Raw genomic sequence first — 24,166 nt, 5'->3', positions numbered from 1 at the left:
GTCGGCGCGGCCCCTGCGGGCAAGCGGTTCGCAACCCGCCAACGCTGCCTGCCGGGCGGCAGCGTTGGCCTCCCGCCCCGATCAGCGAGTCACTGCACCGGCACCACGCCCGGCGGGCCCTGGAAGTTACGGAAGTCCCTGGACAACGCCTCCGCGACTGCGGGGGCCGGAGCGTAATTGCGGAAGATCAGATAGAACGGCCCCTTCGCTGACGGCAGCCAGTTCTGCTCCTTGTCGGCACCGGGATTGTCGGCCTGCAGATAGAGCGTGATGGAGCCGTCTGCATCCTTCTTCAGCTTGTCGTAACTGGCCAGGTGATAACGGTTGATCGGATTCGGCGTGGTATAACCCGTCGCCTTGTCGTACATGGTCACCGACCAGAAGCCCGGCGGCACCGGCTGGGCGTAGGCCATCGGCGGCTTCAGCGTCAGGGTGTATTTCTTCTCGCCGGTCATCGGCTGATTGTTGGCATCGACCACGCCGGAGTAGTAGATCGCCTGCGGCACGGTATTGGCCGTCAGGCCGAATACTGCGACGTCGAGGCGCGACAGGTAGTCGGTCCCGCCAAATCCAGTGTTCGCCGGCGGAATCACCCAGCCATCCTTCAGGGCACCGGCCAGCGGCATGGTCCCCAGGGCCAGCTTGCCGATCTGGGCCGACGCCTTCTTCATTTGCTCGAGAATCAGTGGATTCACGCTTGCCGGCTTCCATTGCTTGCCAAGCTCGATACCCAGATACTTGTACTGTGGCAATACTGCCCTGATTTCGTCTGCCGGCGGGGGGTTTTCATTCAGGGCCGCCGAGAAGATCGACCAGAACTGCAGCGGATCATCAAACTGCATGTGACTGGTGGCCACGCCAGCCTTCATTTTCGGGACTTCGTAGTTGTAGCTGACCGGCTTTGGCGCAGCGCCGCCGAGGTACTGCGAAAGGGGTTGCAGGGTGATGGCTTCCATGACCTTGCGTGCGGCTGGCAGATCGGAGTCGCCCTTGACGTTGACGCGAGGCTGCAATTCGACCCAGCGCGTCGGGCTGTCGATGCGCTTCACGCCAGCCGGCAGCTTGCCTTTCCAGCCCGGGCCGACCAGCGCAAACCGGCCTCCCTTGTAGCCAGAAGCGCCCCCCGCCGGATAGGCAAAGGCGTTGGTCCACATATCGACGATCTCGATCATGTAGTAGCGGCCTTGGGAATCAGGCGCCGTCAGGATGATCGGCTCGGCGTTGAGATCGGCAAACCCGAAGCCGTAGATCACGTCGAGGTTGGGCGACACATAGCCTGACTCCGCCGCCAGCTTGGGCGTGGAAATGTCTACCATCTTCCAGACGGTGTTGGGTTTCGCCTTCGGGTCCGGGCCCACGGATACCGTGGAGCGCAAGTTGTACATCGCGACGAGCGGCGCACCGTAAGTCGCGGCCTGCAGAGCCAGCGAGTAGGTCCAGTTTTCAATGGCTTCGATCTGTTCCGGGGAAGCCTGCGGACGCGGGCTGTCTGCCCAGAGCGGGCCGGCACACAGCGCGATAGCGATGGATGCCGCGATCAGCCGCACACGGTTCTGTTTCATGCTTTTTTCTCCTGTTCCGGAAATAACGCAAGGCAATCTATTACTACCAATCTCTCCAACTGGTGAACACAGGCTAGCACATTGGAACTGGAAGTCTTCTGCCCCTTCGGGCAAAACGGACTACCCGAACCGCCACTGGCCGTCCAGCCTGGAACGGTGCAGAATGCCAGCCGACAGGATTGGACCAGTAGCCGTCGCATGGCGATTCGTGCTTCCCACTGAACCATCGACCGGGTAGCTGTCCGGCGTGGGTGCCGGGGACTGTCGGCCCGGAGGAACTGCCCGGCGCAGTCGCCATGGTTCTCCTGGCCCCAAAGGCGCCGCCAGGACCACTTTTCACAGGAGTCGCAAGTGACCATTCGTACCACAGCAACAATACACGCTCTGGCGGTGGCGGCCACCGCACTGCTCGCCGCAGCGCCCGCCCATGCCGAACTGAGCGCCGAGGAGTTGGCCAAACTCGCGCAGAACCCGGTCGGCAACCTGATCAGCGTGCCGTTCCAGAACAACAGCAATCTGAATTCAGGTCCGGACAAGCGGACGCAGAACATCCTCAACATCCAGCCGGTGATCCCGATTTCGGTCAGCGACGAGTGGAACATCATCACCCGCACCATCGTGCCGGTCATCTCGCAGCCGCTCCCGGATGGCGAACGCAGCAACGGCATCGGCGATACGGTGCTGACGGCCTTCCTGTCGCCGGCCAAGCCCGGCAAGTGGATCTGGGGTGCCGGGCCGGTGCTGCAGATCCCGACCAACAGCAATTCGGATCTGGGTAACCGGAATTGGGGCCTCGGCCCATCGGTGGTGGTGCTGCATCTCGACAAGGGCGATCCCTGGGTTTACGGCGTGCTGGCCAACAACATCTGGTCGCTCTCCGACAGTGGAAGCGGCGGTTCCTACAACAATGGCCTGATCCAGCCGTTTGTCAATTACAACTTCCCGGGCGGCTTCTACGTGACGAGCGCGCCGATCATCACCGTCAACTGGAAGGCCGACAGCAGCCAGCGCTGGACGGTGCCGCTGGGCGGCGGCGTGGGGAAGATCTTCCACCTCGGTCGGCTGCCGGTGAATACGCAGCTATCGGCCTACTACAACGTCGTCACCCCGGATGACGGACCGAACTGGCAGATTCGCGCCCAGGTGCAGTTCATGTTCCCGAAGTAGTTCGCCTCTGAAAGCACAGCATGTGGTTCATGCTGATGTTCTTCGCGGGGCTGGAGATCGACCTGCCGCTGTTTCGGCAGAAGATCTATCGCTCGCTCGCTTTCGGCGTGGTCACTCGCTGCCCTTGCTGCTGGGAACGCTGGTCGCGTTCTGGCTCGGCTATGAGCTGTTGCCGGCCATCGTCGTCGGATCGCTGCTCGCCTCGCACACCATCCTTGGATCGACCATCATCGCCAGATTGGGGGCGACGAGTCTCGAACCCGTGGTCGTGACGATCGGCGCGACGATGGTTTCCGATACCCTGTCGCTGCTCGTCTTCGCCGTCTGCGTGCCCTTGTACGCGAGCGGTTTTTCCGTATCCGGGATCGCCATTCAGGTGATCGAAATCGTCGTCTTCATCCCGCTCGTATTGCTCGGCTTGGGCCGTGCCGGGGCCTGGCTGTTGCGGCGCGTGGAGAACGAGGAAGAGACCTATTTCGTCCTGATGTTCGGCATCCTCGCGGTCACCGCACTGCTGGCGCAACTGATCAACCTACCAGGAATCGTCGGCACCTTCCTCGCCGGCCTGGCGGTGAACGCCTCCGTCAAGGACAAACCAGCCAAGGGCAAGCTGGAGTTCATCGGCAACACCGTGTTCCTCCCGATCTTCTTCATCGTCACCAGCTTCCTGATTGACCCGATGGCGCTGATCGCCAGCATCAGTGAAGATTTTTTCCTGGCGGCGGGAATTATCGTGGCGCTCCTCATCGGCAAATGGATCGCCGCCGAGTCCTGTGGCCGCGCGTTTGGCTATCCTGCGGCTGCGCGTCGAACGGTATGGTCACTGACGTTACCGCAGGTCGCGGCGACACTGGTCGCCTACAAGACGTTCAATGCTGCCGGCCAGGCACTGCTCGACAGTCGCATGCTCAACGCCGTGCTGATCATGGTGCTGGTCACGGCGATCCTCGGGCCGATACTGACCCAATACTACGCGCCACGGATGCTGGGAGAGGTCGCGAAGGAACCCGTCGGCGGCCGCTGAGAGGGCGTACTTTCGCGCAGACCAAACGACATGGCGGTGTCGCTGCTCTGCAGACCGTGCGTCGTGTTGCCACCTCAGCCCCACTGATTCTTCAGTTCTTCGAGCTGTTCACGCCATCGGCCAGAACGCCGTACAGCTGACCCATGGCTTCCAGCGAGTAGTCGGCGCTGGTCATCAGGATCGCATATTCTCCGGCCACACCTTCCCGCCGACGTACGCCCCCGTCCGCGTGAATCACTCCCTGCAGGGCGGATTCATCCCGGCCTGCCAGCAGGCTCATTCAGCGCCATGCTGATGGCTTCAAACCTGTTGTACCGGGCAGCTGCTGACAATTCTCTGCAAAAGCGCCAACAAAGTTTCGCCATGCGGCCGCGTGGAGGCTCGGTGGGAAACGTGTAAAGCGGCCAAATCGCGGCCAAAGCAGAAACTGGGCACTTTGTGCTGAAACGATGGACCGACGCAGCCGGTCAGGGTAAACTATTCGGTTGGAGTATCGCGCACAGTGCCTTTTGAGGGAAGGATCGTCATGCAAATCAATGTGGAAGCCAAGCCACCTGCATCCGCCGCCTACGACACGAGAAAAAAGCGGCTCGTTGAAACGATTGACCGGCTGTATCTGCGCGACGCCAAGGGCTCACTGCAGAAAATGATCTCGCGCATCCACCCGGCGGACATGGCGGCAATTCTCGACGACTTGCCTCCGGCACACATTGTGGATGTGTTTTACGCGATTGCCGACAGCGCGATGGCGGCCGATGTTTTCAACCAGTTGTCACCCGGTCTACGTACCCAGGTAATGACCGAATCGCCGATCGAGAAGCTGGCGGGCGTACTGGAACATCTGCCTCCGGATGACCTCGCCGACCTCATCGGCGATCTTCCCGAGGACCAGCGGGCCGAACTGATGGCATTGCTCGGCCGCGAGAGCAAGGATGAAGTCGAGAGTCTGCTGCAGTACGACCCGAACAGCGCCGGCGGGATCATGACCACCGACTTCTTCTCGCTGTCGCACACCCTGACCATCGAAGAAGCGATTGAGAACATTCGTAACCGCGAAGACGTGGAGATGGTTTTCTACCTGTACCTCACCGACGAGGCCGGGCGCCTGGTGGGTGTCGTGTCCTTGCGACAGTTGCTGCTGACCCGCTCCGGCACGCCGCTGCACAAGGTCATGAACCGGCGCGTGATGAAGGTCACGACCGACGCCGACCAGACAACTGTCGCCATGCTGGTCGACAAGTATCGCCTGCTCGCCATCCCGGTGGTGGACGAGGACAATGTGCTGGTCGGCATGGTCACGGTCGATGACGTCATCGATGTCATCGAAGAGGAAACGACCCGCGACATGCTGAAGATGGCGGGCACCAGCGAGTCGGAAACGCTCACCCACTCTGCGTTCAAGATCGCCGGAATCCGTCTGCCCTGGCTGCTGGCAGCGTTCGTCGGCGGTCTGGCGGCGACGGCGGTGATCGGTCAATACGAAGCAATTCTCGGCGAAGTCCTGGTGCTCAGTGCTTTCCTGCCGGTGGTCATGGGCATGGCCGGCAACGTCGGCGTGCAATCGGCCACGGTCGCCGTGCGCGGTTTGGCCACGGGCGCGATCGACGTCAGGGATACCGTACCGCTGGTACTCAAGGAGTTGCGCGTCGGCTTGGTTCTGGGCAGTTTCTACGGCGTGATCCTGGCCATCTACGGCTACCTGGTTCACCACAGCCTCCAGCTCGGCCAGGTTGTCGGGCTGACCATCCTCGGCAACATGACTGGCGCCGCATTACTCGCGGTGCTGCTGCCGATGATCTTTCAACGCATGAAGGTAGACCCGGCGGTCGCCACAGGACCGTTCGTGACTACCGCCATCGACATCCTTGGCGTCCTGAACTACTTTGTAATCGCCAGTTGGATTTACAAGTTGTAACCGTGTCGCCGCCGGGCCTGGACAGCCAGCGGCGACACGTTCAGCGCACACCGCGGCCAACGAGCGTAACCAGCGGATACCGTCCAAGCAATCTTACGCCACCTGCCAAGGCTCTCGCTGCTGCTGGAAATCATTCAACGCCCTGCTGAATTCAGGCAGCAAGGACTCGGTCTGTGCTGCCAGCCAGCCTGCTAGCCGTTTACCCTTCCTGCCGGGCAAGGCCTCCGCAATAAGCTGCTCGGCAACCGCCAGGTCGTTCAGACGGCCCAACAGGTCCTGCAGACAGCTTGCCGAGTGATGGTAGTTGGACAACACGGGTCCTTCAAGGATCGGGGTAAAAAACTCAAGCGCGTAGCGCAGTTGCTTGAAGGCCACGCGCAAGCGGTGACGGGCGGCAACGCCAGCGCCCAGCGCGTCCGCAGCGCGCTCCTTGACCCGCTTCGCAGTTTTCTTCAGGCAGCGCGGGACGAACTTTCCGAGCGGCCCGCCACCAGCTTCCGGCAAGGCCAGGAGCGCGGTGGAGAAGTCGATCAGCAACCGCGAGTAGTCTGCCATGCCAAGCGCTTTCCCGGTGGCCCTGCGGCTGCTCGCCGAGCGGCGACGGGCGTAGGTGGACAGCCGTTCGACCTCGCCGCCGCCTGCAAATGCCTTGTCCAGCACCGGCAAGGTTTCCGCAAGAAAAACATCCCAGTTACGAGTATCACCAAGTTGTCTGGCGAGTCCCTGCCAAAGCGGATCGAAGCGTGCGACGAAGTGCTCCGGCAGCAGCGGCTCCCACAGACGAATGGCCGACCGTAGTCGGCGGATTGCAACCCGCGCCTGATGCACGAACTCCGGCAGGTCGCTCCGGCCAACACTCTTTTCGTTGCCTTGCAGGTGGTATAGACACGACAACGCAATCATGCGAAAAGCGCCGATGCAAGACATGCCCGCCTCGGTCGCGATGGGTGGCGCCTTCACCGCCGCCAGCGGCGCATCCGCCAACAGGCGATAGGCCCGTTCCGACTTGCTGCTGACCTCCGGGTGCAGCGGCAGGCTGTCCTGCAACTGCCCGGCCAGCGCGAACAGGTCACCAAGTTCGCCGGAGAGCAGTTCCAGTTCAACCTCGCGGATGGTCTGGCGTTGACCGCGTGCGTCGATCCAGCCGCGGTCGAGAGCCAATTCGATGCGCACGCCGTGGCGTGGCTCCAGCAGCCAGATATGGCGTCGGAAGTGGGTGGTGAACAGCGGCTGCAATTCGTCCCGAAGAGATTCCAGCAGGTCGCGCAGACTATCGCTATCGACATGCGAAAAATCGAACGCTCCCGGCCGAGCTGGAACCTCCCATTCGCTGCGCTGGGCCAGACCAGCCGTGAGTTGCGGGGCCGTCTTGACGGTCAGCAACCACTGGCTCCCCTTCTGCCGGTAGCGGACGACAATTCGCTCGCGCCTGAGGCGCAGGTCAGGCGTGTCGTAATAGGTGTTGATCAGCAATTGCCGCTGCGGTTCGACGCCGGCCAACAGGGCCTGTTTGGCCACCTGACTGGCGGCGTGCGCTGGCAGCGACAACTTGATTTCGGTTTCTGTAGCCACGGCAAACCCTCCTGGAGGGAAAAGCGATGCATACCCCGGATTAGTATCCTGCTTCACCTGACGCCGGTTGCCGTCAGGACATCTTCTCGATCAGGTGTGCCTTGAGCTGGGCACGCCCAGACGGATTGGCCAAGGCGATGATCGTGCTACCGGCATGGATGATGTCATCGACCTTGGGATTGAAGACCCATGCGCCATCCTGCTCGCGCACGGCCAGCAGAATGTAATCGGGACTGCGCAGGCGCAGGTCGCCCACCCGGGTTGGTGGGAAATTGGCAGGTACCGGTACCTCCTCGACGCGCACGTTCTTGTCCGACCGGATCATCTCGTCGAGAAAGCCGACGACATGCGGCCTGACCATCGCCGACGCCAGGCGGATGCCGCCGGTGAAATCAGGGGAAATCACCGCGTCTGCACCGGCCTTGCGCATCTTTTCGACATTCCGCAACTCCTGCGCGCGCGCCACGATCCGCAAACCGGGATTGAGTTGCCTGGCGGTGATGATGATCATCAGATTCCGCGAATCGTCACCGGTGACGGCGAACAGTCCTCTGGCGTCTTCGATATCAGCCGCTTCCATCAGATCGTCGTCCGAGGCATCGCCCTGCAGATAGAGCAACGCCGGAAACTTTTCGAGATTCTCCTCGAAACGCTCCTCCTCGGTATCGATGGCGACGAAGTGGCGTCCCGTATTCAGCAGTTCCCGCCCGACACTGCGACCGACACGCCCGAAACCGCAAATGATGAAATGCTGCCGCAGCTTCTGGATGCGCTTTTCCATCCGTCTTCTCCGAAGGGAATAATCAAGGTCCTTCTCGAGGAAGAACACTGACAGACTGGTAAACAAAAAGGTCAGCGCGCCCAGACCGGCAATGGCAATGAATCCGGCAAAGAGGCGATCCTGAAGGGAATGGAGAGGGACAATCTCGCCGTAACCCACGGTCGAAATGCTGATCAGAGTCATGTACAGCGCGTCGGACCAGTTCCCGTTATCGCCGGCAATATGATAAAAGCCCAGCGTTCCGACGCCGATCAGCACCAGCACCGTCATCCCGGCCCAAACGATGCGCAGGATGATGCGCTGCAACTGCGCGGCCACCCGGACTTCGGATTCACCGAGCCGTCGCATGCGGCGAAGTCGCCGACGAGCCAGCAGCGCGTTATCGGCCATGCGGAAGAAGATTCTCTATCTGGGCTCTGGAGGTCATCGGCAAGACAAGGGCGAGCAAAGGTCCGGGCAGGAAGCAAACAGCTCGCGCCGCATATGCTGAGCGGGCGAGATTCGCACATTCCCAGGGGATTGTCCACGATTCCCGTGGCCCTGGCCGACACCAGGCGGCAGTTCGATGGCAGGGGGTTGCCAACGGCGAAAGTTGCTTTACCATCGCCGGCAGGACCTGCCAGAATCGCCACTGTACACCAACCGGCCAGGCTACTACCGATGCGGCTCCATTCCGACGAACTCGAACAAATTTCCGCCCACACGCTGGCCCACTATGACCAACGTGCCGAAGAGTTCCGCGCAGGCACGCGCAGCCACGATGTCAGTCAGAACATCGCCGCCCTGTTGCGACATATTCATGGCCACCCGCCGTTTGCGATCCTCGACTTCGGCTGCGGGCCCGGCCGTGACCTGAAGGCCTTTGCCAGTCTCGGTCATTGCGCCATCGGACTGGACGGGGCGCGGAGCTTCGTGGACATGGCGTGTGCCGATACCGGCTGTGAGGTCTGGCATCAGGACTTTCTCAAGCTCGATCTTCCGCCCGGACGTTTTGACGGGGTCTTCGCCAATGCCTCGCTGTTTCATGTGCCTGTTCAGGAGTTGCCACGCGTGCTGCGGCAACTGCGCGATACCCTGAGGATGAACGGCGTGCTGTTCTGCTCAAACCCGCGCGGCGACAATGAGGAGGGCTGGAGCAACGGGCGTTACGGTGCCTACCACGCCCTCGCGGCATGGCGTTCGCGGATGTCCGATGCGGGCTTCGACGAACTCGAACACTATTACCGCCCTCCCGGTCTGCCACGCGCTCAACAGCCGTGGCTCGCCAGTGTGTGGCGCAAAGCCGGACAGGATGAAGCACGGATCCACCCTTGACAGCACCGTGTTCGACCCCATTTCATTCCTTCACTGCCACCATTACGCTCGCCATCATGTCAGACAAACGCTTTGCCAAGCGCCGCACGGGATTCAGGGCCAGTCAACGAATCGCCGAGACAATTCTCGACTATGTCGGCCAGACCCCGGCGACCACTGAAGACTGGAACCGGAAACCCGCAGCACGCGCACGTGCGATTGCCCGCCGGGCAGCCGGACAGGCTGCGGTCACCGCCGGCAGCCTGACTCTGCCACCCGGTCCGCTCGGCTGGCTGACCCTCCTCCCCGAACTGCGGGCATTGTGGAAACTGCAGACACAAATGGTCGCCGACATCGCGGGTTGCCATGGCAAGACCGCGGTTCTGGGCCGCGAAGAGATGCTCTACTGCCTGTTCCGGCACACCGACCCGCAGGCGGTCCGCGATCTTGTCAGCCAGATCGGCAATCGCTTTGTCGTCCAGCGCGCCGCACGTCCGGAGATCCAGTCAGTCGTACTGAAGATCGGGCTGCACATCTCGCAACGTCTCATCGGCAAGGGGCTTTCACGCTGGATCCCGGTGTTCGGCGCGCTGGGCGCCGGCGCGTACGCCTATTACGACACCGCACGGGTCGCCCACACGGCAATCGATTTCTTCGCCGGCGTTATTGACGAGCAAGCCGAGGAAACACCGCACGTTGACCGTTGACCACAACCAGGCAGCGAACGCAGGACGGGGCCCGGCGCTATGCTGATTTGCGATCGGTCGCCGGCGAGGAACGCCTGTTAGAATGGTCCCCACAGAACATTGGAAGAGGCGCACGGGACCATGAGGGTGACCATCAGGGATCTTGAAGACTGGGTAAGACCCCGGACGGTCACTACCCTCACGCTCATCTTGCTGGCCGCGATCTGGTCGGTAGTCATTGCCTCTGCGGTCACGGGGCGGCAGGCCAGCATCGCCTCTACCGGCGAACTTCTACAACGCACCGGACGGGCCGTAGAGGAGCAGACCCTCCAGCAACTGCGTCTGACCGACGTTCTGCTGGCTACCGCTGCGCATTGGCTTCAGGCAAATCCAGGTCGCGACCCCCGCAGCGATCCCGCCTTCCGGAAATTGCTGGAGGGCTTTCGCGCCAGAACTGGCGACTCGATCGACATCCAACTGCTGACCGTGGATGGCAGCGTCTTCGACGTTCTGGGCAAGAGCCCGCGACCACTGGCGAAAGTCGCCGACAGCGAGTACTTCAAGGGTGCCCTGGCCAGCAAGGCGCTGTTCATTGGCCGCCCCGAGAGTATCCAGCGCAGCGGCGGCTACGGCTTGCCGATCGCCCTTGCGTTGCCCAGCCCGATACATGGCATCCAGATGATCGTCGCGATCGTCGACCTGCCGATACTGATCGGGAGATACGAAGGCCAGCGTCAACAAGCCGGCGGCGCGATCACCCTGCTCCGAAACGACGGGGTGGTGCTCGCCAGGGCGCCGGAGGATGCACCACTGCCAGGCCAGTCCATCGCCGAAGGGCGGCTTTTCGGCGAGCGCCTGAGGCAACCGCCGCGGACCTTGCTGTTACTCGATGAAACCCGTGCCGGCGAGAAAAAGGAATTCGTCAGCTATTCTCCAGTGGGCGATTTCCCGCTGCTGATCGCCGTCTCCGAGGATTACGACGAAGCGCTATTGCCGTGGCTGAAACAGACGCTGTGGATCGTTCTCCTGGCCCTCGGCGTCACCGTGCCGCTCACCATAGTCGCCTTTCGTTCCTTGCGTCTGCTGCGGGCGCTGGCCAATCGGAATGCCGAATTGCAGCAGCTGGTGACTACCGACCCGCTGACCGGCAGCAGCAACCGCCGGCACTTCGTCGAGACCCTGGAAGACGAACTGGGCCGGGCACAGCGCCAGAAAACTCCCCTGAGTCTCCTGTTGCTGGCGGTCGACTTCTTCAAGCAGATCAACGATGGCTACGGTCATGCCATCGGCGATCAGGTATTGATCGCCTGCGCGCAGGCCGCGACGGGCTGTCTGCGTTCAAGGGACTTGATCGGCAGGCTCGGAGGCGGTGAATTCTCCATTCTGCTACCCAACACCGAGACCAGGGAAGCCGTCATGGTCGCCGAGCGGGTGCGCACTGCAATCGCCCGGATCTCGATCCCGACCGACAACGGCACCGTCGAGTTCGCGGCCAGCGTCGGCGCGAGCCAGGCCAGGACGGAGGACCGCTCGATCGACGATCTGCTGAAGCGCGTCGCGACCGCCCTGCACAACGCCAAGGCGGGAGGACACGATCGCGTAGCGGTGGTCTGAGGCGGGCCACCAAGCCACCTCAGCCCCCCCCAACACGATACGCACGGGCGGCCCAGCCGCGCGCACAGTGTCTCAGTACAGCAAGCTACGTCACTAGCGGCCCGACCACACGGGCGCCCGTTTGCCGATGAAGGCATCGATGCCCTCGCCGGCGTCGGCGGTCATCATGTTGCACGCCATCACTTCGGAGGCGTACTGGTAGGCCGCTTCCAACCCCATTTCGAGCTGCTTGTAGAACATCTGCTTGCCCATGCCAATGGCCACCGACGACTTGGCAATGATCGAGCGGGCCAGCTGCTCGACTTCGACGTCGAGCGCATCGCTGGCGACGACGCGATTGACCAGGCCTTGCTGCAAGGCCGTCTGCGCGTCGATGAAATCGCCGGTGAGCAGCATCTCCAGTGCCTGTTTGCGCCCCAGATTGCGCGACAGTCCGACGCCTGGCGTCGCGCAGAACAGTCCGACGTTGATGCCGGAGGTGGCAAAACGCGCGGAGTCCACCGCCACCGCCAGGTCACACATCGACACCAGTTGGCAACCGGCTGCCGTGGCGATGCCGTGCACCCTTGCGATGACCGGTTGCGGCATCTGCGTCAGGGTCATCATCATCCTGCCGCAGCGCCTGAACAGGTCCTGCATGAAAGCCTTGTCATGGTTGGCGCGCATCTCCTTGAGATCGTGTCCGGCGCAGAACGCCTTGCCGGCACCGGCAATGACCACGACGCGAACCGCCGCATCCGCACTGACGGCGTCCAGGTGCCCCTGCAAGGCACCAATCATCGCCTGCGACAGGGCATTGAACTGCTTGGCGCGGTTCAGGATCAGCGTGGCAACGCCACCCTGATCCGTGCGAACAACGTAGGGCTCATCCTCGCCGGGCATCCGGGTATTCATATCGTTTTCTCCTCAAGACTTGTCATCGACGGGTCCTGCAGACCCTCGCCCGGTCACAGCGCGGCGAAGGTCTGGTGGACCCCGGGGAATATGATCGAGACCGACCGATGCGGCTCACTCGATCGCGGCAGAAGACTTGGCCTGCTCGCGCAACACGTACTTCTGGATCTTGCCGGTCGAGGTCTTCGGCAGCGTACAGAAGATGACCCGCTTGGGAATCTTGAAGCGCGCCATGTGCTGTCGACAGAAGTCGATGATTTCCTGCTCGCTCGGTGTTGCCCCGTCGCGCAACTCGATGAAGGCGCAGGGGACTTCGCCCCAGGTGGCATCGGGCGTGGCCACGACGGCCACAGCGATCACGGCCGGATGTCGGTAGAGCACGTCTTCCACTTCGATCGACGAGATGTTCTCCCCACCCGAGATGATCACGTCCTTCGAGCGATCCTTGATCTTCACATAGCCATCCGGATGCATGACCGCAAGATCGCCGGTGTGGTACCAGCCACCGGCAAACGACTCCTCGGTCGCCTTCGGATTCTTGAGATAGCCTTTCATGACCAGATTGCCGCGGAACATGATCTCGCCCATCGTCTCTTTATCCCAGGGCACCTGCTCCATGCTCGCCGAATCGAGCACGGTGATCGCTTCCTGTGCGTGGTAACGCACGCCCTGCCTGCCGTTCAGGTCGACCTGCTCGGCGAGCGGCAGATCGGCCCAGTGGCTGTGCTTGGCACAAACTGCTGCCGGCCCATAGGTTTCGGTCAGTCCATACACATGCGTGAGATCGACGCCGATATTCGCCATCTGTTCGATGACCGCCGCCGGCGGAGGAGCGGCGGCGATCAGGCCGGCAACCTTCTGCGAGATTCCCGCACGCAACTCGGCGGGAGCGTTGGCCATCAGGCTGTGCACGATCGGCGCGCCGCAGTAGTGGGTGACCCGGTGCTCGCGGATGGCCTCGAAAATCAGCTTCGGATCGACCCGGCGCAGACAGACGTTGGTTCCCGCGTTGGCGGCCATGGTCCACACGAAGCACCAGCCGTTGCAGTGAAACATGGGCAACGTCCACAGGTATACCGAATGCGGAGCCATGCCCCAGCTGACGATGTTGCTCATCGAGTTGAGGTAGGCGCCGCGATGGTGATAGACCACGCCCTTCGGATTGCCGGTAGTTCCCGAGGTGTAATTGAGCGAGATCGCATCCCATTCGTCGCTCGGACCGCCCCACGGAAAGTCCGGGCTGCCAGCGGCGATGAACGACTCGTACTCCTGCGTGCCCAGGCGTTGGCCAGGGCCGCTGTATTCGGAGTCGTCGACGTCGATGACCAGAATCTGGCGCTGGGTAGCGGCCAGCGCCTTCCTGACGGTGGGCGAATATTCGCGGTCGGTAATCAGCACCTTGGCTTCGCCATGTTCGAGCATGAAGGCAATCGTTTCGGCATCCAGACGCGTGTTGAGTGTATTCAGGACGGCACCGGTAGCCGGCACGCCAAAATGGCATTCGACCATCTCGGGGGTATTGTTGAGCATCGCCGCCACGGTATCGCCGACGCCAACGCCGTGGTCCACCAGTGCCGAAGCGAGGCGACGGGCGCGCCGGAAGGTCTCCCCCCAGGTATACCGGCGCTGCCCGTGAATCACCGCGGTGCGATCCGGATAGATGTAAGCGGTGCGGGCAATGAAGGTCAGCGGCGTCAGTGGCGTGTAGTTGGCCGTGTTCTTGTCGAGACCCTGTTGATAAATATTCTGCATTCAGCTCCCCCTCGAAAGTGTGTCAATTGTCATGGGTAGTGCGCCGCCGTTACCCGGCAGCCTTTTAGCGTGCCACGTTTCTCCTGATCGTTCAACCAGGCAGCGAGCTGCCGCCCGAGTTCGTCGCTGACGGAAACCAGCGCCACGACGCCGCCACGAGCGTCTGGCGTCGTGGCCGCCTGCTCGATGTCGATCAACCGGTCAACGACTACCCGGCGCCCCCTGTCGAGCAGGCTGGCCCTGCCCTGCAGCAAGGCGCGGCTACGCTCGGGCGTATCGAACACCTGCGAGAACTCCTGCAGTTCGAGGCGCAACAGGCAAGTCACCGCGCCATGTCCACTGACGCCAACGAACCCAAGCTGTTGCCGCAGGCGCTGCGACAGCAGCAATCCCGGTGCTCCCACCCAACGACTGCCCGCGTAACTGCGCAGCTTGAGCGGGTTCTCGTAGAGCAGACGATACTCGATTCCCGGTGAGTCGAACCATGACGGCACACTCACCTCCAGGGCCACACTCGACCAGCGCCCGTCATCGTCGGGCAGGTGTCGGGGTGGCAGCCCGAAGTCGTAGGCTTCGATGAGCGACGCGTTGCGAGCGCTGCCGGCGCACGCCGCGAGACAGCAGACAGCCAGACACATCAGCAAGCTCTTCATGGTGACCCCTTGCTACTTGACGGAACAACAAAGCCGGCCTCGCCAGGTCCCGGGAGCGGCGATACAGGCCCGAAAATGAGGCTCTGCGGCGATTCTTCGAGCACCTGCAATACCCTGTCAAGCTGGCGCGAGTTGCGCGCAAGACCGCTGCCCACTTCATTGAAGCGTGCGACCAGGGCGCCAATTCCGCCTGGTGACGGCTCGCCGAGCAGCAGGTCGAGCTTGTCGCTGACGAGTTGCAGGCGAGTCATCAACTGGCGCGATTCGACCAGCAGCGGGCCCGCTTCGGCGGCCGCCTGCTCGGTATGGACAAGCGTCGCATTCAGCAAGCGCTGGTTGTCCGCCGCCAACACCCGCTTCAACTCACGTGCGACGGCGTTGGTATTGGCAGTGGTGGCTTCGAGGTTGGCGAGAATCGTGGCCAGATGCTGACGATTCTCGCTGTCGATCATCTGGTTGGCGTTGGCCAGGAAATCCCGCGCCTGGCGCAGGGTGGCCCCACCGGCGTCCGACAACTCCTCGATCAGCGACGAGTGCATCGCGATGCGCGCCGGTTCACCGTCGACGCTACGCAGCGGCACCTGATCGGCACCGCTGTCCTCAAGCAGGATGTGTGCGATGCCGGTGACACCCTGATAGCCCAGCTTGGCCGTCGTACCGCGGGTTACCGGCACCGCGCTGCCCACACTGATGCGTATCAGGATGTTGCGTACGTCCCTGGGGTCCAGTTCAATGGCCTGCACCTTGCCCACCCGGATCCCCCGATAACGTACCTGCCCTTGCAGGCTAAGTCCGGTGACATTCTGCCGGGTCACCACCGTGTAGTCCGTCGTCGCTTCGTGCTTGCCGCCAAACCACCAGATCGAGCACACCACCGCAAGACCGAGAAAGAGCGTGAAAAGCCCTGCCAGCAGGGCGTGCGAACGGTTCTCCATACTTAACAGGCCCCTTGCCTGACGGCCGCTGCAGCGCGTCCGGAACTAAAGAAATTGCGAATGAACGGGTGCTCGACGGCACACACTTCTGCGGCCGTACCGCAGGCGACGATGCGCTGATCGGCAAGCACGGCCAGGCGGGTAGCCAGCCCGGCCAGCGTCTCGGGGTCGTGCGTCACCATCACCACGGTAAAACCAAGGGCCTTCTGCAGCATCTTGATCAGATTGACGAAGTTTTCGCTGCGATCCGGGTCGAGGCCGGCGGTGGGCTCGTCGAGCACCAGCAACTCGGGCTCCAGCGACAGGGCGCGTGCCAGAGCGACACGCTTGACCATCCCGCCGGACAACTCGGCGGGCATCAGACGGCCGTGACGCGCCTCCAGTTCGACCATCCCCAGCTTGAGCAGCACCAGATCAGCAATCATGCCCTCGTCGAGCAGGCGCAGCTCGCGCAACGGGAAGGCGATATTGTCAAAAACCGAGAGCGCCGAAAAAAGCGCCCCCTGCTGAAAGAGCATGCCGAAGCGGCGGCGAAGCTGGCGACGCAGTTCCGGATCCGGATCGAGCACGGCCTGCCCGAAGAGTTTGACAGACCCCTTGCTCGGCGCCAGCAGGCCGACAATCTCGCGCAGCAGGGTCGTCTTGCCGCTGCCCGAACCGCCGACCAGACCCAGCATCTGCCCGGCCTCGACATCGAGATCGATGTCGCGGTGGATGACGACATCGCCAAACTGCGTGCACAGGCCGCGGATTTCGATCGCCGGCGGTGTTCGCCGGCCACAGTCCGAGCGTGCGCTCATCAGGGCAACCCCACGCCACGGGTCAGCACCGCGAAGACGGCATCGACCAGAATTGCCACCGTGATCGAAGTCACCACCGACGTGGTCGTCCGCGACGACAGACTTTCGGTATTCGGCTTGACCCTGAGGCCAAAGTGGCAGGCGATGAGCGCGATCAGCACGCCGAAGACAGCGCCCTTGCCCAGGCCGATCCAGACATTGGCGACCGGGACCACCTTGGGCAACGTGTCGATGAAGAAGCCAAAAGACAGATCCATCTGCAGTTTGGCCGCGACCATGCCGCCGACGATCCCGGCCGCCGAGCACCAGATGACCAGCAACGGCATGGCCAATGCCAGCGCCAGAACCTTCGGCAACACCAGGCGCAGGCTACGGGAAACGCCCATCGTGGCCAGCGCGTCGATTTCTTCGGTCACCCGCATGACGCCGATCTGGGCGGTCATCGCCGACCCCGAACGTCCTGCGACCAGCACCGCGACCAGCACCGGGCCGAGTTCGCGGACAATGCTGATGCCCAGCAGGTTGACGATGAAGACGTCGGCGCCAAAGGTCGCCAGTTGCAGAGCGGACAGGTAGGAGAGAACGATGCCGATCAGAAAACCGATCAATGCCGTCACCGGCAAGGCCTGCGCACCGCTCTTGTAAAGATTGGCCGAGAACTCGCGCCAGGGAATGTCGCCAGGGTGCGCGCAAAGATGCGCAACATCCAGAAGCATTTGGCCAATCAGGGCGAGCATCGCGGCAAGATGGTCGATGGCTGCCAAAGTTCCGCCGCCAAGCAGGCGAATCCAGGCCCAGGATGCGCTCGGCCGCTCCGGTTCGACGTCGGCGCGGATGGCCTCGACACGTTCGAGCAGCGAGCGGTGCGCACGGGAAACCGCCAGCGAGGCCGGCCATTGCCTACCCCAGGCACGCCAGAGGAGGATCGCACCGGCGCTGTCCATGCGCTCGATCGCCTGCAGATCCCAGTACGCATTGCCGGCAGCCAGATCGCACAGACGAAGCTCAAGCCCGGAAATCGGTGGCGGCAGGGTGACCAGAGTCCAGTCGCCGGAAAGCCGGACCTGCACCCCGTCCGCCTGACTCACTGCTTCTATGGTCGCCACCGTCATCGCAGCTCGCAGGATCCGTGCAGAGCACCGCCGCACGACTGCCCTGCCTTGCTGCTCATTCGCTGACTCCTGGCCGGTCCAGTCGGTACGCCGGGTGGCTCGCCGCCGTCGGCCCGCTCAGGCTGCGTGCGCAACGCGATACCGGCTGGCGAGCGACTGGGCGACGCTCGCCGCCAGCCTGTGACACGATGGTCACCCCTCAATCGGCACCGCCGCTTCACTGGGCATCGGCCTGACCCGCACCTTGAGGCCAATCCGACGCCAGAGCAGCGCCTCATCGGTCAACGCCGCGGCAGTCATCGGGTTATCGTCCAGCCAGACGGCCGGCACCTCCAACTGGAAACCGACGGGCGATTCCTTGACCGACACTTGCGACACCGGCTGGTCCTCGCGCGAGCGATGCAGAAGGGCTGCCAGGCGAAGACAGAACACCAGGCGCCAGTTCGGATCGCCTGCCGGCATCGAAGCCAGCTTCTGGAGCTTGCCGTGCTGGCCGAGCACCAGCAACGCCAGACGTGCCTGATCGCGCTTCGAAAAGCCGGGCATGTCAGCATGCGCCAGAATATAGGCACCGTGTTTGTGGAATTCACTGTGCGCCACTGAAACACCGATTTCATGCAGGGAGACCGCCCAGCGCAGGAAGTGGACGTGGTTCTCGTGCTCGGGCGAATCGAGCTTGATCATCTGGCCGAGCAGCAACAGCGCAGTACGCTCGACGCGCCGCACCTGCGTCTCATCGACCTGATAGCGACGCATGAACTGGGCCACCGTTTCGTCGCGCGTGTCGTGGTGTTCGAAGCGCCCAAGCAGATCGTAGAGGACCCCCAGGGGCAGCGCACCGTCGGAATACGTCATATGCGCCATCCCCAATTCGGAGAACACCGCCGACATGATGGCAATGGCACCGGGAAGGATCACCAGGCGGTCGCCGCGCATGCCTTTGAGATCCAGCGCCTCCGCTGACCCGGCACGGATAATCAACTGGCGTAGCCTGGCCAGGCCTTCCCGACTGATGCCGCTGCCGCCATCGGGATTCAGGTCGTTCATTTCGAGAATGTTGGCGATTTCCTGCGCCGCGCCTGAGGAACCCACGGCCTCCTGCCAACCGAAACGCTGGTAGTCGACGGCGATGGCTTCTATTTCGCGCGCGGCCGACACTTCCGCCGCATAAAAGCGCTTCTTGTCGACCTTGCCTTCCGGAAAAAAGCGCTGCCGATAGCTGATGCCACCCATGAACAGCGACTCCATCAACAACGGTTCGGTACGCTCTCCGATGATGAACTCGGTCGAACCGCCGCCGATATCGACCACCAGACGCCGGAAATTGGCCGCTGGCAGGGCGTTCGAGGCGCCGATGAAGATCAGGCGCGCCTCTTCGCGGCCACCGATGATCTCGATCGGAAAGCCCAGCGCCGCCTCGGCCTGGGGCAGGACCATGCGCGCATTCCTGGCCACCCGCATGGCGTCGGTGGTCACGGCACGCACGGTTTCCAGATCAAAGCCGCGCAGGCGTTCGCCGAAACGACGCAATGCCTCGAACGCACGCTGCTGCGAGGCATGGTCGAGCAGCTTCTCACGGGTCAGTCCGGAACCGAGCCGGACCGTTTCCTTGAGGGTCTCGAGTGGGTGGATCTGATCACCAACAATTCGCCCGATCTGCAAGCGAAAGCTGTTGGAACCCAGGTCCACACCGGCGATTAATTCGTAGCTCATGATTATTCTTTTTCGGGCGTATGGTCAAGCCTGTTTGCGGATCGGACATTTTACCACCGCCGCCCGGACCACCATGGCGCCGTGCGAGGGCCGGCGTGCCGGTGCATCCACAAAACCGCCCGGCAATCGACCAGTAACGCGCCGATGGTTGTAATATGCTCGTTTTCAAATCTACCTGTCCGATCCATCCCTTCCGACGGAATGAACCCATGAACATCGTCGCCACGACCACCGAAACACCGCCCATCCAGGCCACCTCCGGCTTCCCGCCGGAATATTTCCTCAATCGCGAGATTGGTCTGCTCGCCTTCAACCGACGCGTACTTTGGCAGGCCAGAAATCCGCGCACGCCGTTGCTTGAGCGCCTGCGTTTTCTGTGCATCGTCAGCAGCAACCTCGACGAGTTCTTCGAGATTCGGGTGGCCGGAGTCAAGGAACAGCTCAAGCTCAACTCGGTGGCGATCACCACCGACGGCAAGACCGCCCGGGAGGTGTATCGTCTGGTCAGCGAGGAGACGCATGCCCTCGTCAAGGAGCAGTACCAGTTGCTCAATGAAGAGATCCTGCCGCAGCTCGCCACCGAAGGCATCCGCTTCGTCAAGCGCTCCGAATGGAACGACGCTCAGCGTGAATGGATCAATGGCTTCTTTTTCCGCGAAGTGATGCCGGTGATTACCCCGATCGGCCTCGATCCCTCGCATCCTTTTCCGCGCGTACTCAACAAGAGCCTCAATTTCGCCGTCGAACTCGAGGGTCGCGATGCCTTCGGTCGCAGCTCCGGAGCCGCGATCGTGCAGGCACCGCGAGTCCTGCCCCGCGTGATCCGGCTACCCCGCGAACTTGGCGATGTCGAGTACGCCTTCGTCTTCCTGTCCTCGATCCTGCACGAGTTTGTGCACGAGTTGTTCTCCGGAATGAAGGTCCTCGGGTGCTACCAGTTCCGTGTCACGCGCAACAGCGACCTGTTCGTCGATGAGGAGGAAGTGAAGAATCTGCGCGCCAAGATCCAGGGCGAATTGCCGCAACGGCATTTCGGAGACGCCGTACGACTGGAAATCGCCAACAACTGTTCGGAAGCGATGACCCAGTTCCTGCTCGGGCAATTCAACCTCACCGAAAGCGACCTCTATCGCGTCACCGGCCCGGTCAATCTGGTTCGCCTGATGCAGGTTCCGGACTGGGTGCTGCGCAACGATCTGAAGTTCGTGCCGTTCACTCCCGGAACGCCGAAGGCGCTGCAGAAATGCCATAGTGTCTTCGACAGCATCCGCGGCGGCGACATCCTGCTGCACCATCCGTATCAGAGCTTCAACCCGGTGATCGAACTGCTCGACCAGGCGGCGACCGACCCGCAGGTGGTGGCAATCCGGATGACCGTATACCGCACCGGTACCGACTCGGTATTGATGCAATCGCTGCTGCGCGCGGCTCAAAACGGCAAGGAAGTCACGGTGGTCGTGGAATTGATGGCCCGCTTCGACGAGGAAGCCAACATCGGCTGGGCGACCAAGCTGGAAGAAGTGGGCGCACACGTCGTCTACGGCGTCGTCGGCTACAAGACCCACGCCAAGATGCTGATGATCGTCCGTCGTGAGGAAGGCAAGGCCGGCAGCAGCATCCTGCGCCGCTACGTGCACCTGGGTACCGGCAACTACCACCCGAAAACCGCACGCCTCTACTCCGATTTCGGCCTGCTGACCTGCAACGAGGAGATCGGCGCCGATACCAACGAGGTCTTCAAGCAGCTCACCGGCCTGGGACGCGCACAGACGCTGACGCACCTCTGGCAGGCGCCCTTCTCTCTGCAACCGAATGTCGTCGCCGCGATTCGCGCCGAAGCCGAGGCTGCCCGTGCCGGCAAGCGCGCGCGCATCATCGCCAAGATGAATTCGCTGCTCGAACCGGAAACCATCGCCACGCTGTACGAAGCCTCGCAGGCCGGTGTCAAGATCGATCTGATCGTCCGCGGCGTCTGTGGCTTGCGCGCGGGCGTCAAGGACCTGTCCGAGAACATCAGCGTGCGATCGATCATCGGTCGGCAACTGGAGCACCATCGGATCTTCTATTTCTATGCCGGTGGCGAGGAAAAGGTCTACCTGTCGAGTGCCGACTGGATGGAACGTAACTTCTTCCGGCGCATCGAGTTGGCATTTCCGGTCCTCGACCGCAAACTGAAGCGCCGGGTAATCGCCGAAGGCCTGCAGATCTATCTCACCGACAACACCCTCGCCTGGGAACTCGGACCCGATGGCACTTACCACCAGCGGCGCGGCTCACGCACCAGCCCACACTCGTCGCAAGCCGAGTTGATCGAGTTGCTGCAGGCTTCCTGATCGGCAGCAGGGGGGCGCGCCGCCGCCCCCCTTTCCTTATAGCGCCGTGCTCTATAGCGCCGTGTTGCTGTCGGTCTGGCAGGCGCCCGTCAGGCCCGGCGCGCGCCGACCACGCCCTCGACCTGATGCAACAACGCCAGGGTACGATTGAGCTGTGGGATGTTGCCGACTTCGGCGGTGAAGCTCATATGCGCGTGGCCTTCCCTGGACTGCGTATTGACTGCGATCACGTTGATCTTCTCGCGTGCCAGAACGTCCGACACATCGCGTAGCAGGCCCTGCCGGTCGTGCGCATCGATCACGATATCGACCGCGAAGACGCCGTCGGTTCGTCCGCCCCAGGTCGTTTCGATGACCCGCTCGGGATGCATCGTGCGCATGTTGGAGAAGTTGCTGCAATCGGCGCGATGCACCGAAACCCCCTTGCCGCGCGTGACGAAACCCACCACGGGATCGGGCGGAGCGGGCTTGCAGCAGCCTGCGAGCTGGGTCAACAAGCGGTCGATACCGACGATCAGGATACCTTTCTCTGAGGCATCGCTGTCCCGCTGCCGGCGCACCGTCAGTTCGTCCGGCACGCGGTCCTCGACCAGCGTCTCGCTGCCACGCACCGCCACCTGCAACTGGCGCATGTTCAGCTTGGCCCGGGCCACGGCAATGAACAAGTCGTCGCTTCTGGCAAAACCCAGCTTGGCCGCAAGATCGTCCAGGTTGACCCCGGCCTGCCCCATTCGCTGCAATTCGCGAATCACGACCGCACGTCCCTCGGCCAGGGTGTCTTCGAGAGCCAGGCTGGCAAACCATTGCCTGACCTTGAGGCGTGCGCGATGCGTAAACAGATACGTCAGCGAGGGGTTCAGCCAGTCGCGCGACGGCCCCCCGTGCTTGGCAAGAATGATCTCGACACGCTGTCCGGTGGCCAATGGCGTGTTCAGCGGCACCAGCGCGCCATCAACCTTGGCACCGCGGCAGCGGTGGCCGAGATCGGTGTGCACACGGTACGCGAAATCGACCGGCGTCGCGCCGCGCGGCAGATCGACGACCCGGCCTTGCGGGGTCAGGATGTAGACCGTCTCGTCAAAGGCCGCCTGCTTGTATTGCCGGACCCAGTCCGAGGAGTCGGCCACTTCATCACGCCAGGTCAGCAACTGGCGCAGCCAGGCGATCTTTTCGTCGTAGCTGTCTTCGGGCCTGGCCTTGCTGCCCTCCTTGTAGCGCCAGTGCGCAGCAACACCCAGTTCCGCGTGGCTATGCATCTCGCGAGTACGGATCTGCACTTCGAGCGAGCGCCCATCGGGGCAGTGCACGGCCGTATGCAGCGAGCGGTAGTCATTGCCTTTCGGGTGCGAAATGTAATCGTCGAACTCCTTGGCAATCGGCGACCAGATGTGGTGCACGATGCCCAGAGCGGTATAGCAGGCCTGCACATCGTCGACGATGACCCGTACGGCACGAACATCGTAGACTTCGGAAAACGCCACGTCCTTCTTGCGCATCTTGTTCCAGATGCTGTAGATGTGTTTTGGCCGGCCGTAGATCTCGGCGTTGGCCACGCCGGCGCTCAACAGTTCGGCCCGCAGCCGTTCGCTGGCTTCGGTGATGAACTGCTCGCGCTCGGTTCGCTTCTCGTCGAGATGTTGCGCAATCTCCTTGTAGATCGCCGGATGCAGAAAGCGGAAAGAGAGGTCCTCGAGTTCCCACTTCAATTCCCAGACGCCAAGCCGGTTGGCCAGCGGTGAATACAGCGCCAGCGTTTCGCGCGCCACCGGGACCCGCAACTCGTCGGGCTCTTCGGCGTAATAACGCAGGGTCTGTGTGCGCGAGGCCAGACGCAGGAGGACGACGCGGATATCCTCGACCATCGCCAGCAGCATCTTGCGCAGAACCTCGATCTGCGCAAGATGCTGTTGCGGATTCTTCTCGCTGCTCTCGGCGGACGCAGCGGCAAAACCGCGCGTGATCGGTCGCAGGCGGTTCAGGCGCGAAATCCCGTCGACCAGTTGCGTGACGCCGACCCCAAAATCCTTCTGAATGTGGGCCAGACCGTTTTCCTGCAATGCCGGCACGGCAAAAAGCAGTGCCGCCAGCCGCGAATCGATATCGAGCTTGAGCCCGGCCACGATCAGCGCCATTCCCAGCGCATGACCCCAGACGTGCTCGCCGCTGCCGAGTCGGCGATCGCCATAGATCGAGCGGGCAAAATCGACGGCCAGCGGAACCCGCGCGACCTCGGTGCCATGCAGCCCCTCGGCCAGCATGTGCTGGTATTGTTCGAAGTCGCTCTGCGCGGCGACCGAGTGAATGACCGAAACCATGGACGCATTATAAGGGCTCGCCGGAGCATCAGGCATAATGCGCGA

The 24,166-nt window shown here is 62.5% G+C and carries 19 protein-coding genes; 7 read left to right on the top strand and 12 right to left on the bottom strand.

Annotation, left to right across the window (positions count from 1 at the left end):
• Positions 1 to 89: 89 nt before the first annotated feature.
• Complete coding sequence (locus AC15MQ_RS18275) at positions 90 to 1,562, bottom strand: DUF1254 domain-containing protein (protein WP_483080907.1); 1,473 nt, start codon at positions 1,560 to 1,562, stop codon at positions 90 to 92.
• 351 nt (positions 1,563 to 1,913) lie between these two features.
• On the opposite strand from AC15MQ_RS18275, the gene AC15MQ_RS18270 reads away from it, so the two are divergent.
• Both AC15MQ_RS18270 and AC15MQ_RS18265 read left to right on the top strand, forming a co-directional pair.
• Positions 1,914 to 2,729: a neuromedin U gene (locus AC15MQ_RS18270; protein WP_350496135.1), complete on the top strand. Its 816-nt coding sequence runs from the start codon at positions 1,914 to 1,916 to the stop codon at positions 2,727 to 2,729.
• A 124-nt stretch (positions 2,730 to 2,853) separates the two neighbouring features.
• Positions 2,854 to 3,753, top strand: coding sequence for a cation:proton antiporter (locus tag AC15MQ_RS18265; protein ID WP_483080906.1), 900 nt, complete (start codon positions 2,854 to 2,856; stop codon positions 3,751 to 3,753).
• 91 nt (positions 3,754 to 3,844) lie between these two features.
• Here AC15MQ_RS18265 and AC15MQ_RS18260 read toward each other — a convergent pair whose 3' ends face one another.
• The gene (locus AC15MQ_RS18260) at positions 3,845 to 4,033 is read right to left on the bottom strand and encodes a hypothetical protein (RefSeq protein WP_483080905.1); all 189 of its coding nucleotides are present in this window, start codon (positions 4,031 to 4,033) and stop codon (positions 3,845 to 3,847) included.
• A gap of 246 nt (positions 4,034 to 4,279) precedes the next feature.
• On the opposite strand from AC15MQ_RS18260, the gene mgtE reads away from it, so the two are divergent.
• Entirely contained in the window at positions 4,280 to 5,668 is a 1,389-nt protein-coding gene (mgtE, locus tag AC15MQ_RS18255) for a magnesium transporter (protein WP_287668124.1), read from the top strand.
• A 93-nt stretch (positions 5,669 to 5,761) separates the two neighbouring features.
• Here mgtE and AC15MQ_RS18250 read toward each other — a convergent pair whose 3' ends face one another.
• Both AC15MQ_RS18250 and AC15MQ_RS18245 read right to left on the bottom strand, forming a co-directional pair.
• Positions 5,762 to 7,240 carry a CYTH and CHAD domain-containing protein gene (locus AC15MQ_RS18250; RefSeq protein ID WP_483080904.1) on the bottom strand — a complete coding sequence of 493 codons (1,479 nt, stop codon included), beginning with the start codon at positions 7,238 to 7,240 and terminating at the stop codon, positions 5,762 to 5,764.
• A gap of 73 nt (positions 7,241 to 7,313) precedes the next feature.
• A complete protein-coding gene (locus AC15MQ_RS18245; protein WP_287654832.1) occupies positions 7,314 to 8,411 on the bottom strand; it encodes a potassium channel family protein in 1,098 nt (365 codons plus the stop codon).
• Between the two features lie 270 nt (positions 8,412 to 8,681).
• Between AC15MQ_RS18245 and AC15MQ_RS18240 the strand changes: the two genes are divergently transcribed.
• From AC15MQ_RS18240 to AC15MQ_RS18230, 3 genes are all read left to right on the top strand, one after another.
• The gene (locus AC15MQ_RS18240; protein ID WP_483080903.1) at positions 8,682 to 9,335 is read left to right on the top strand and encodes a class I SAM-dependent methyltransferase; all 654 of its coding nucleotides are present in this window, start codon (positions 8,682 to 8,684) and stop codon (positions 9,333 to 9,335) included.
• A gap of 56 nt (positions 9,336 to 9,391) precedes the next feature.
• Entirely contained in the window at positions 9,392 to 10,021 is a 630-nt protein-coding gene (locus AC15MQ_RS18235; RefSeq protein ID WP_483080902.1) for a hypothetical protein, read from the top strand.
• A 120-nt stretch (positions 10,022 to 10,141) separates the two neighbouring features.
• Positions 10,142 to 11,614, top strand: a complete 1,473-nt coding sequence (locus AC15MQ_RS18230; RefSeq protein ID WP_483080901.1) for a sensor domain-containing diguanylate cyclase — start codon at positions 10,142 to 10,144, stop codon at positions 11,612 to 11,614.
• Positions 11,615 to 11,707: 93 nt separating this feature from the next.
• Here the strand turns inward: AC15MQ_RS18230 and AC15MQ_RS18225 are convergent, their stop codons facing one another.
• The 7 genes from AC15MQ_RS18225 to AC15MQ_RS18195 all read right to left on the bottom strand — a co-directional run bounded on the left by AC15MQ_RS18225 (position 11,708) and on the right by AC15MQ_RS18195 (position 19,473).
• Positions 11,708 to 12,508, bottom strand: a complete 801-nt coding sequence (locus tag AC15MQ_RS18225; RefSeq protein WP_483080900.1) for an enoyl-CoA hydratase — start codon at positions 12,506 to 12,508, stop codon at positions 11,708 to 11,710.
• A 114-nt stretch (positions 12,509 to 12,622) separates the two neighbouring features.
• Entirely contained in the window at positions 12,623 to 14,260 is a 1,638-nt protein-coding gene (locus tag AC15MQ_RS18220) for an acyl-CoA synthetase (protein WP_287654826.1), read from the bottom strand.
• Between the two features lie 29 nt (positions 14,261 to 14,289).
• Positions 14,290 to 14,913 carry an ABC-type transport auxiliary lipoprotein family protein gene (locus AC15MQ_RS18215; protein ID WP_287668135.1) on the bottom strand — a complete coding sequence of 208 codons (624 nt, stop codon included), beginning with the start codon at positions 14,911 to 14,913 and terminating at the stop codon, positions 14,290 to 14,292.
• Positions 14,910 to 15,848: an MlaD family protein gene (locus AC15MQ_RS18210; RefSeq protein ID WP_483080899.1), complete on the bottom strand. Its 939-nt coding sequence runs from the start codon at positions 15,846 to 15,848 to the stop codon at positions 14,910 to 14,912. The genes AC15MQ_RS18215 and AC15MQ_RS18210 overlap by 4 nt, the downstream gene beginning before the upstream one ends.
• A gap of 2 nt (positions 15,849 to 15,850) precedes the next feature.
• Positions 15,851 to 16,648: an ABC transporter ATP-binding protein gene (locus AC15MQ_RS18205; protein WP_287668138.1), complete on the bottom strand. Its 798-nt coding sequence runs from the start codon at positions 16,646 to 16,648 to the stop codon at positions 15,851 to 15,853.
• Positions 16,648 to 17,760, bottom strand: coding sequence for an ABC transporter permease (locus AC15MQ_RS18200; protein WP_483080898.1), 1,113 nt, complete (start codon positions 17,758 to 17,760; stop codon positions 16,648 to 16,650). The genes AC15MQ_RS18205 and AC15MQ_RS18200 overlap by 1 nt, the downstream gene beginning before the upstream one ends.
• Before the next feature lie 192 nt (positions 17,761 to 17,952).
• Positions 17,953 to 19,473 (bottom strand): Ppx/GppA phosphatase family protein, encoded by a 1,521-nt coding sequence (locus AC15MQ_RS18195; protein ID WP_287654821.1) that lies wholly within the window; start codon positions 19,471 to 19,473, stop codon positions 17,953 to 17,955.
• A 209-nt stretch (positions 19,474 to 19,682) separates the two neighbouring features.
• Between AC15MQ_RS18195 and ppk1 the strand changes: the two genes are divergently transcribed.
• Positions 19,683 to 21,806, top strand: a complete 2,124-nt coding sequence (ppk1, locus tag AC15MQ_RS18190) for a polyphosphate kinase 1 (RefSeq protein ID WP_287654820.1) — start codon at positions 19,683 to 19,685, stop codon at positions 21,804 to 21,806.
• Positions 21,807 to 21,895: 89 nt separating this feature from the next.
• On the opposite strand, the gene AC15MQ_RS18185 is transcribed toward ppk1, so the two are convergent.
• Positions 21,896 to 24,121, bottom strand: a complete 2,226-nt coding sequence (locus AC15MQ_RS18185) for a RelA/SpoT family protein (RefSeq protein ID WP_287654819.1) — start codon at positions 24,119 to 24,121, stop codon at positions 21,896 to 21,898.
• Positions 24,122 to 24,166 lie beyond the last annotated feature (45 nt).

The organism is Candidatus Accumulibacter propinquus (assembly GCF_056856495.1).
The sequence above is the reverse complement of the archived record's forward strand: the minus strand, read 5'-3'. Positions and strand labels throughout refer to the sequence as shown.